The 9,351-nt window shown below is 42.5% G+C and carries 10 protein-coding genes; 3 read left to right on the top strand and 7 right to left on the bottom strand.

Features of this window, described 5'->3' with window-relative positions:
* The first annotated feature begins 263 nt into the window (after positions 1-263).
* Positions 264-893: a hypothetical protein gene (locus EI164_RS05580; RefSeq protein ID WP_192518998.1), complete on the top strand. Its 630-nt coding sequence runs from the start codon at positions 264-266 to the stop codon at positions 891-893.
* A 144-nt stretch (positions 894-1,037) separates the two neighbouring features.
* Positions 1,038-1,685: a hypothetical protein gene (locus EI164_RS05575; RefSeq protein ID WP_192518997.1), complete on the top strand. Its 648-nt coding sequence runs from the start codon at positions 1,038-1,040 to the stop codon at positions 1,683-1,685.
* 107 nt (positions 1,686-1,792) lie between these two features.
* On the opposite strand, the gene EI164_RS05570 is transcribed toward EI164_RS05575, so the two are convergent.
* From EI164_RS05570 to ffh, 7 genes are all read right to left on the bottom strand, one after another.
* On the bottom strand, positions 1,793-2,461 hold the full coding sequence (locus EI164_RS05570; RefSeq protein WP_192518996.1) for a DUF4112 domain-containing protein: 669 nt from the start codon (positions 2,459-2,461) through the stop codon (positions 1,793-1,795).
* A complete protein-coding gene (ubiA, locus tag EI164_RS05565) occupies positions 2,454-3,371 on the bottom strand; it encodes a 4-hydroxybenzoate octaprenyltransferase (RefSeq protein WP_192518995.1) in 918 nt (305 codons plus the stop codon). The genes EI164_RS05570 and ubiA overlap by 8 nt, the downstream gene beginning before the upstream one ends.
* Before the next feature lie 123 nt (positions 3,372-3,494).
* On the bottom strand, positions 3,495-3,737 hold the full coding sequence (locus EI164_RS05560; RefSeq protein WP_192518994.1) for a hypothetical protein: 243 nt from the start codon (positions 3,735-3,737) through the stop codon (positions 3,495-3,497).
* A gap of 96 nt (positions 3,738-3,833) precedes the next feature.
* Complete coding sequence (locus EI164_RS05555) at positions 3,834-4,733, bottom strand: class I SAM-dependent methyltransferase (protein ID WP_192518993.1); 900 nt, start codon at positions 4,731-4,733, stop codon at positions 3,834-3,836.
* Positions 4,734-4,781: 48 nt separating this feature from the next.
* The gene (locus EI164_RS05550; RefSeq protein WP_192518992.1) at positions 4,782-5,624 is read right to left on the bottom strand and encodes an undecaprenyl-diphosphate phosphatase; all 843 of its coding nucleotides are present in this window, start codon (positions 5,622-5,624) and stop codon (positions 4,782-4,784) included.
* 89 nt (positions 5,625-5,713) lie between these two features.
* Positions 5,714-6,406 (bottom strand): tRNA (adenosine(37)-N6)-threonylcarbamoyltransferase complex dimerization subunit type 1 TsaB, encoded by a 693-nt coding sequence (tsaB, locus tag EI164_RS05545; RefSeq protein ID WP_192519001.1) that lies wholly within the window; start codon positions 6,404-6,406, stop codon positions 5,714-5,716.
* Between the two features lie 229 nt (positions 6,407-6,635).
* Positions 6,636-8,180: a signal recognition particle protein gene (gene ffh, locus EI164_RS05540; protein WP_192518991.1), complete on the bottom strand. Its 1,545-nt coding sequence runs from the start codon at positions 8,178-8,180 to the stop codon at positions 6,636-6,638.
* Between the two features lie 369 nt (positions 8,181-8,549).
* On the opposite strand from ffh, the gene EI164_RS05535 reads away from it, so the two are divergent.
* Entirely contained in the window at positions 8,550-9,347 is a 798-nt protein-coding gene (locus tag EI164_RS05535) for an inner membrane protein YpjD (RefSeq protein ID WP_413038441.1), read from the top strand.
* Positions 9,348-9,351 lie beyond the last annotated feature (4 nt).

Genomic DNA, 9,351 nt, shown 5'->3' with positions numbered 1-9,351 from the left:
TAGGCTTAGATGTGTATAGCTCATGGTTGCAATCTCACTTTGGTCGGTGGATAAAGACTTTGATGCTAGCGCATCTAGGTCTTTTTTTCACCTGCTCTTTGAAATTGCACTTCATGTGTTAATCTAAGAAATAAAATAAATACTTGGTAATAAGTTATATTTTTATCGATTTCTGTTTTGCCTTAACATAGCACAAGCATGTTATATTGTAATCTAAAATTATTATTTTAAATAAATAGCACTTCTAACGACAGAGTACCAATATGTCTTTTCCCCTCTTGCTCATTCTACTTAGCTTAATTGCGATCGTACCCATATTCTTTGTGATGAAGGAAAAATCTAAGCACACTCAAAATAACTCTATACAACGCCATCAAGAGTATTTAGCATCGGCGCATCATATCGCGGTTCAGTCTCAAGCAGAGTCAATTAAAGAGTCAGTAGGTAATGAACAAGATAGCACTCTTAGCGTAATTAATTTTTCAGCTCATCATCCATTTGTACAACTGCTATATAACGAGCAAGTGCCTAAGAATTTTCGAGTTACTATGGATGCTATTGGTCAGCAATACGAGTCCACGCATCACGATGAAATTACTGAATCACAGTTATTCACCTTCAATAAACTCATCGCTACCCGTGTGCCAGAATTGATTACTGACTATCTAAGCCTTGACCAAAGCTATGCAAAAACAGTCGTTATTGATACCGATCGACAAAATACCAGTTATGACATTGTATTAGAACAGTTGAACTCAATTTTAGATTTTTCGCAAAAGCTTAATACCCAAAGCCAAAGTGGTGTCGTTGACAAACTGCTTGCCAGTCGCCGATATTTGGACGATGTCTACAAAGAAAGCGGTATGGCAGCCGACAGTTTAAAGATAAAATAAATTGCTTTTGGCTCGTCATCAAACGCCTCTTACCTTACTCACTAAGATAGTGGACACTTATAACAGTCAATAATTAATACAAAAACTGACTCACATAATTTACTGTGCGTAAATAAAGCACGCTTATTGGATAAAGATCTACTCATGAATTATTTTAACTCACACTCGCCAACTGCCAAATTTTTCTATCGGATAGTACCTGTTGCTTTTTTTAGTGTCTTGCTACTGGCAGCTTGTCAAAAAGGCTCAGAACCTGAGTCAGATAATGACACACAGACCGAAACAGCCGTACAAACAACGCCCGTCACGACCAATATCAACGCCCCTGACACTGGTGCTGACGCTGATGCAAACTTAGACAACAATACCGACAATACGACAGCACAGCCAACAGATGCAAATAGTGATATTAGTTTAGAACAGTTAGAAGGTGACGTTGAGGCGAACAACTCAGCACCACCCACGACTGAGGTAAAACCTAACCCTGAGCAAGCGATCAAAGGGACACAAATCACCGATGTCCGTTATGAAAACGCAACAGGTGAAACGCTATCAGTGATATTCGAGACCTCAGCGGAAGGTACGCTAAATGCTATTGTCACAATGTCCAATAAACCAAAGATGACGCTAAGTGCACCAAAAGGCCAAGGTAATAACCCTACTTATCGCTCGAAGGATGGTAGCCTTGAGCTGGTCAGTCATGCTGGCGGTGGTACTATCGACCTTGTCCAAAATAACAAAGTCACTAGTTTTGATGCGGTCAGTGCAGAAGCAGAAGTCGTCACTGAGTAATGCCTAAGCCTTACTATTTATCAAAATCTGCTATAAAAAATTGCCATAAAAAAAGCGGCACACGTTAAATAATAGCGTGTACCGCTTCTGCTGCTGATTGTTTTGTTTTAGCCAAACCCAGTAGCTTTCCCAAATAGACTGACCAACCAGCTCATCATTACCCATAATCCCCAGCCAACCACCACAATGACAATCAATCCTAAAATATCAGGAATATGCAAATACAGCCAAGCAATAATAGGGATTCGCCAAAAGCGGCTGTGCTGCTGCTTGTCTTCTAATGACTGATGTAAGAATGGTCGATCCATGTGCATGGTTTCAGTGATGCCATACTCATCATGCAGATGCCCGTGCACGATACCCAAGGTTTTACGGCTCGGACGAATAAATATGTCAAACAATGTGCCAATACCAGGCACGATACCCACCACCATATCGATAAGCGCCAGTCTGACAGCAGGCGTCATCTTATGTGCAGGCACACCCAATTGACGACCCAACACAAATGCATAACTGGTCAAAGCCAGTCCCGCCAAATCACCTGCCAGCGGAATAGTCGATAGCGCAGCGTCCGCACCCATGCCTTGTTTGGTAAACGGTATCCGTACTAACGAATCCATGGTATTGGCAAATTTTGCCAGTTTACGCTCCGTTGCGATGACTTGCTCGCGTGTGAGGCCCTGCTCAGCCAATCGTGCCTGATAATCGATAGCAGACGTATTGGTATCAAAGATTTTTTTCGCTTTTAACCTTGATACCTTATTTAACTCATCCATTAACCGTTGTCCATATACAAGCGATGGCAATGAGCGCAAAGATGTAACGTCCCACCCAAATATTGGCCAAAAATGCCTGAAAGCAAGCGCGCGCGTTGTAACTAGCACAAGCACTGTTTTGCTTGGTAAACATCATGGCTACTAATGCCAAACCAAATACTGGCGTAATGCCTAAAGTGGTCGGTGAAAAATAATGCCATATGACCACGCCCATAATTAGCAAAAATAACGTCTGTAGTAGCGAGATGATAATCACATCATAGCGACCAAATAATATCGCCGTTGATTTTACACCAATTTTTAAATCGTCCTCGCGGTCAGCCATGGCATACTGTGTGTCATAAGCTACCGTCCAGCACATATAGGCGATAAACAACAACCAACACCAAATGTCAGGCGTGCCTTGTATCGCCACATAGGCCATCGGTATCGCCCAACCAAAAGCCGCTGCTAAAAACACTTGTGGCAAATGGGTGTAGCGTTTCATAAATGGATAAATAAACGCCAATACAACCGCACCAAGCGACCAATAAAACACAGCAATGGGTAGGAAGAATAGTAAACTGGCACTTAATAACACCAACACCAAAAATGCAGCAACGGCTTCCTTACCTGATAGGCGTCCATCCGCTAATGGTCGTCCCTTAGTACGAGTCACATGACCATCGACTTTTCGATCAGCGAAGTCATTAATGGCGCAACCAGCTGCCCGCATAAAAACCGCACCAAGCGCAAAGATTATAAATATCTTAAAACTCGGCAGTGCTGCTGGCGCGCCTTGTTGCTGAGCCTGACCCATCTCAGCCAGTAGCACACCCCATAATGTTGGCCATAACAATAGCTCAATGCCCACAGGTTTATCAAAGCGGGTCAATTGAATATAAGCTTGTAGTTTATCTTTAAATGTCATGGTTATTTATTATCATCAATAGAATATGTTATATACGCGCTCATAGTCTTTGCGAAAAGCGACTAAAATGACTGTTAAGTGATTTGGCTAGTTACTGAATTGTCTGGTTAATGAATTAGCTAGTTACTGAATTTGTTTCCACAATTGGTTGGCTTCTACTAGTGACATCTCAGGATACTGTTTGCGCAAAGCTTTCAGTGCAGGGACTTTATCTTTCTGTGATGCTTGCTGACGCAAAAAATCCAGCTGCTCTTGTGGATTGCTTAGCTCTTTTAGACGTGCTTCGAGCCGCAGGATTCGAGTACGCAAAATGATATTAATCAATAATAGCGCCGCACCCATCGCCCAAATAATTAGCGTTGACATTCCTTGCTCCTAAATCCATTTTTCTTGTAAACAATCACTATCAAACAGTCACTAGTAAACAGTTACTATCCAACAATCTCTAGTAAACAGTCACTATCAAGCAAAATAACCGTCAAAGCGCACTGCCTCATTATGCCAGCTTTCACTAGGTTGTTGGCTTGCTAAAAATGGGGCCTGCTGAGGACGTTTTACGACCACACGACCAGAGTGCTGTGTAGATTGACTAACGATAGATTGTGCTGACTTGAGCAGCTGACACTCTTCTTCTACTGTTGGCGGGCTTGCTAGTTGATGTAATGCTTGCATGTGCTTGCCCACTTTAGCACCTTTTCCTGTCTTGCTGTCTTGATAGCTGTCCTCTGGAAACATAGGATCCAGATATACGACATCAATAACCTTACTATCACTGGTCATTGGTTCCGCTTTGAGCATTTCAAAATAACTCAGCGCATCAATATTTACAATTTGTAGACGTGACATTAGCTTTTGCCAGTTCGGCAACGCACTCATACGCTGCTGCTCTACCAATAATAGCAATGCCATTAATGGTTGCTGCTCTAGCATGGTGACCTGTGCGCCAGTACTACCCAATATTAGGCTATCATGACCGAAACCAGCCGTCGCATCAATAACATTACTATCCGATGTGATCTTAGCAGCCTGCAATAGCAACTCGGACTTTCGTCCTGCACTCACCACACGGCGTTGTAGTTTGTCCCACTCTGGCGTCACACTCAGACCATCACTGAGCCATGATAGCTTATCTTTATTATCCAATAATAAGATAGGTTGAGTGGCGCTATGACTTAATTGCTGGCGACGTTTTTGTGTTAATTTATCGACAGACAACTCAGCGTTTAATATGATTGGTAATCGGTGCTGTTCTATCAATGCTTGCAACATATCCACTTGACTGTGCTGCGACTCGCTCACGTAGAGTAGCTGGCACTGCATAAAGGCGATAGCCTTATTAGAAACTGTATCCAACCTACTCATGACTACCCTCTTTACGACTGCTAATAACGCTATAAGTCATAGCAACAGCTAACCTGCCATTTGATAACCAAAGCCCCAAGCAGCGATCAAAACAAGCACACCTGTGATAATACGTAACCAAGCAAAGATGGTAAAATCACGACGGCTCACCCATGCCACAAGCAAACGAATACAAAGTAAAGCGACGATAAATGACACCACCGTGCCAACGCCCAGCACTAGCCAATCGTCACTATTGGTCAGTACGTCGCCATGTTTGATTAAATCTAATAGTGCCGCACCTACAATAACAGGAATACCTAAAAAGAATGAAAACTCTGCTGACGCTTTGCGCGAGACACCAAGCCACAGGGCACCAATGATAGTAGCACCTGAGCGTGATGTTCCTGGTATTAGTGCCAAGCATTGAAATAACCCAATCATCAACGCTGTTTTTAGGCTGACATCTTCAGCTTCATTTGCAATGACCGCTTTAGGACGACTCTCAACATAGAATATCAACAAACCACCAATGATGAGCATAATTGCGACAGTAATCGGATTAAATAAATAGGCTTTAATCTCATCAGCGAAGGTAAAACCAACGATCATTACAGGAATAGTAGATACAATCAAACTCAGTCCAAGTTGCCTTGGGTTATTCATGCCTTCTGCTTTACCCGTTAGCAAGCCCATGAGCGCTTGCCACAGTCTACCCCAATAGTCATAAATAACGGCCAAGATAGCACCCAATTGCACGACAACGACGAACAAATCGACTTTTTCTTTGGTCCAAAAACCCATCACATCTGCTGATAAAATTAGGTAGCCCGTACTAGAAATGGGTAAAAACTCAGTGATACCTTCAACGATACCCATGATGACAGCTTGAATTAATAAAATAATATCCACGGTGGCTTTCCTAGATACAAACCTATTGGTTAATACAGTTTTTAGTGTGTTGTTATATTTTGCATAGTACGACAAATGACTGAAAACAACTATGCTTTGCCTTGCTCTTTCAGCGTTTTCCAAGCTTGGTTACGTAAGTACTTTGGTAAAGCTTGTGACGCCTCTACTCCACCTATCGCCATAAATTGCGCGATACCGAGCTGACCGATGACCACCGCATCCGGTGACACGTATTCATGCCATGCTTGTGTATCATGCAAAGTCAATAAACCTGCGCCATTACCGACTACTGGGATATCAAGGTCAGTTTGGCTGTCATAATCCAGCAGCTGCTCGGTGCTATCATTATCAGCAATCAGTACTGGCTGCATAATGCCGGCTTCACTATCGATTACTGCGTACTGCCCAAAATACACTTGCTGCATACGAGCATCCAGCGCACTATAGACTTGTGTCAGACCATATTGGTTATACGCACGCTGCGCAATCGCCTGTAAGCTTGAAACGCCCACACAAGGAGTGTCATGTGCGACAGATAGCGCTTGTACTACCGCTGTATTGATTCTGATACCGCTAAAAGCGCCAGGACCACGGTTAAAGATCAAGGCCTGTATATCAGCCAGCTTTAACTGCGCTTCAGATAAGGCCGCATCGATCATGGGTAGAATCTGCTGAGTCTGCTGACGCTTACCAGTTTCGGTATGACTCGATAGTACCTGACCATCTACATCCAAAATTGCGATCGAGCACTGATCAAACACAGTATCCATTGCTAAAAACATCATCACCTCGGCTTGTACGCTTGGCATCATAAAATAGTGCCTATCATAGCATTTAGGACAAACAAATAAAATAGTGCCTATCATAGCATTTAGGACAAACAAATTTTATGACTTTCTACGTTTTTCATACTTTATCCATGCGTACTGAGTCAGAGTAGAGAAAAAGCCTCAAAACCATATCAGTTTTGAGGCTCCATCAAAAATTATAAGCAGTACAATCAGCTATGGTTTAAAAGCGGGTTTTAAACTTCTTTGGCGCTTGATTTTGCATTTCTTGCATTTGCTTTTGCATCTCTTCAGTGCTTGGCATGTTGTTTGGATCAAGACCCATCTGTTTTGCCATTTGCTCTGGGTTCACATCTTTTGCGCCACCTTGCTGACCACCACCGCCGAATAACGGACCAGCACCACCTGCTCCGCCGCCGCCCATCAAACCTTTCATAGACTTCATCATTTTACTGATGCCTTCCGGCTTAGAGATCATTTTCATCATTTTGGCCATCTGCTTATGCTGCTTTAGCAAACGATTCACGTCTTGAATCTCGCGACCAGAACCTGCAGCGATACGACGCTTACGGCTTGGATTAATCTTATCAGGGTTTTTACGCTCAAACGGTGTCATAGAATTAATCAAGGCTTCCATTTCACGCACTTTTTCTTCTGGCTTGGCATCTTCAACGGCTTTTTGCATATCAGAGCCACCCATACCTGGCATTTTATCTAAAAATCCTGCCATGCCGCCCATATTTTTCATTTGCTGAAACTGCGTTAACAGATCCTCAAGGTCGAATTCACCGCCCTTTTGCATCTTTTTCGCCATTTTTTCGGCTTTATCGCGGTCGATTTTTTGCTCGACTTCTTCAACCAAGCTCAGTACATCACCCATACCTAAGATACGCTGAGCAATACGCTCAGGATGGAACAGCTCTAGCTCGTCTAGTTTCTCACCGCGACCTAAAAACTTGATTGGCTTACCTGTGATGGCACGCACAGAAAGTGCAGCACCACCGCGAGCATCACCATCTGTCTTGGTCAGAATAACACCTGTTAATGGCAATGCATCATTAAAAGCTTTTGCGGTATTGGCCGCATCTTGACCGGTCATCGCATCGACGACAAATAGTGTTTCAGATGGACTGACGGCAGCCGTTAACGCCTTAATCTCATCCATCATCGTGTCATCAATATGTAGACGACCAGCGGTATCAATGATTAAAATATCTTGATACTGGATTTTTGCTTCTTCGATCGCACGTTGCGCGATATCGATTGGGTTTTCGTCAGTGCTTGAGTTCACAAACTTAGCATTTACCTGACCTGCTACTTGCTCAAGCTGCTTGATGGCGGCTGGACGATAAACATCCGCCGAAACCAACATGACTTTTTTCTTATGACGCTCTTGTAAGAACTTGGCCAACTTACCCGCGGTAGTCGTTTTACCTGCACCTTGCAAACCTGCCAGTAAATAGACAACTGGTGGCTTACCTGTCATTTCTAACTGTTGATTGGCACTGCCCATCATTTCCGTCAGCTCGTCATGGACGATTTTGACAAAGGCCTGTCCTGGAGCCAGCTCTTTTAGAACTTCTGCACCCAGCGCTTGCTCTTTAACACGTTTAACAAAGTCACGAGTGACAGGTAGCGCCACATCGGCTTCGAGCAAGGCCATGCGCACTTCGCGCAAGGTATCTTTGATGTTATCTTCGGTTAGCTGTCCACTACCCACGATATTTCGCAGGCTTGAGGATAGTCGTTCTGTTAAAGTATCAAACATAAATAACTCTCAGTTAAAAATAATTCTTAGTAAAACCTTTTGAAGGGTTTATAAACAATATTCGGGCATAGCATGAAATATTAGATCAGCATTTATAAAATAATGATAAAAACAGCATATTATCAACACTATAGCATCAAGTAGACTCAAAAATTGATAAGCTTTTTATAAAATTATTGATTCGCAAATATATTTTTAAGCCAGGGCATTGTGTTTGGTATACCCTAAGTCTTTATAAGTAATACGCAATATGGTACTCAATTGGCTGTCATTTTATGATAAATTAAACAATTATTCTAATCATTCCGATAATACCATTTTAGCATCAATCTGAGTGGCCGTTTTACACTCAGTATGAGACGAGGCTTTATGTCTGTGAACCTTGCATTCTTACTTGCTAGCCTAGCTTATCTCTTAGTCAGCGTTTACATTGGTTGGGCGTTAACTCGAGGTAAATCCATTCATAAAGGCATCAGTCTGGGATTATTAACAATCGGTATGATGGCACATGCAGTGCTACTTTATCCTTATGTCGTAACCCTTTACGGTCTGAATTTTAATCTATTTAATATCATTAGCCTGATCAGTTTGTTTTTCTTATTTTTCTATGTTCTGTTTTGTCTCTATCGCCCTATCATTAGCCTTGCTATTTTAGCAGCACCTACGGCATTAATAGGTATGACTGTTGGCTATATCGGTCGCGCCCCTTATCAACCTATTACCAATATCAGTGTTGGGCTTGAGGCGCATATACTACTATCTTTGGCGGCCTATTGTGTGCTGCTGATGGCCGCGGTGCAAGCGCTATTTTTACGCTTACAAATTCGTGAGCTAAAACATCACACGATCCATCGCTTTTGGGTCAATAAGCTACCCTCATTACAAAGCATGGAAAGCTTATTATTCGACATGCTATTGGTTGGCTTTGTCTTACTCAGTATTGCGCTAGGTATTGGCTTTATCTATGTACACGACTTGATGTCTCAACATATTGTTCATAAAACCGCGTTTAGTCTACTCTCATGGTTATTGTTTGGCACGTTATTAGTAGGTAGTTGGCGTGCAGGCTGGCGTGGTAAAAGGGCTGCCAATATCACTATTTATGCCTTTATTCTACTGGCTATTGGTTTTATCGGTAGCAAATTCGTTTTAGAAATGCTGTTATAAAACA

The organism is Psychrobacter sp. FME13, assembly GCF_014861395.1.
Classification (GTDB): Bacteria; Pseudomonadota; Gammaproteobacteria; order Pseudomonadales; family Moraxellaceae; genus Psychrobacter.
The sequence above is the reverse complement of the archived record's forward strand: the minus strand, read 5'-3'. Positions and strand labels throughout refer to the sequence as shown.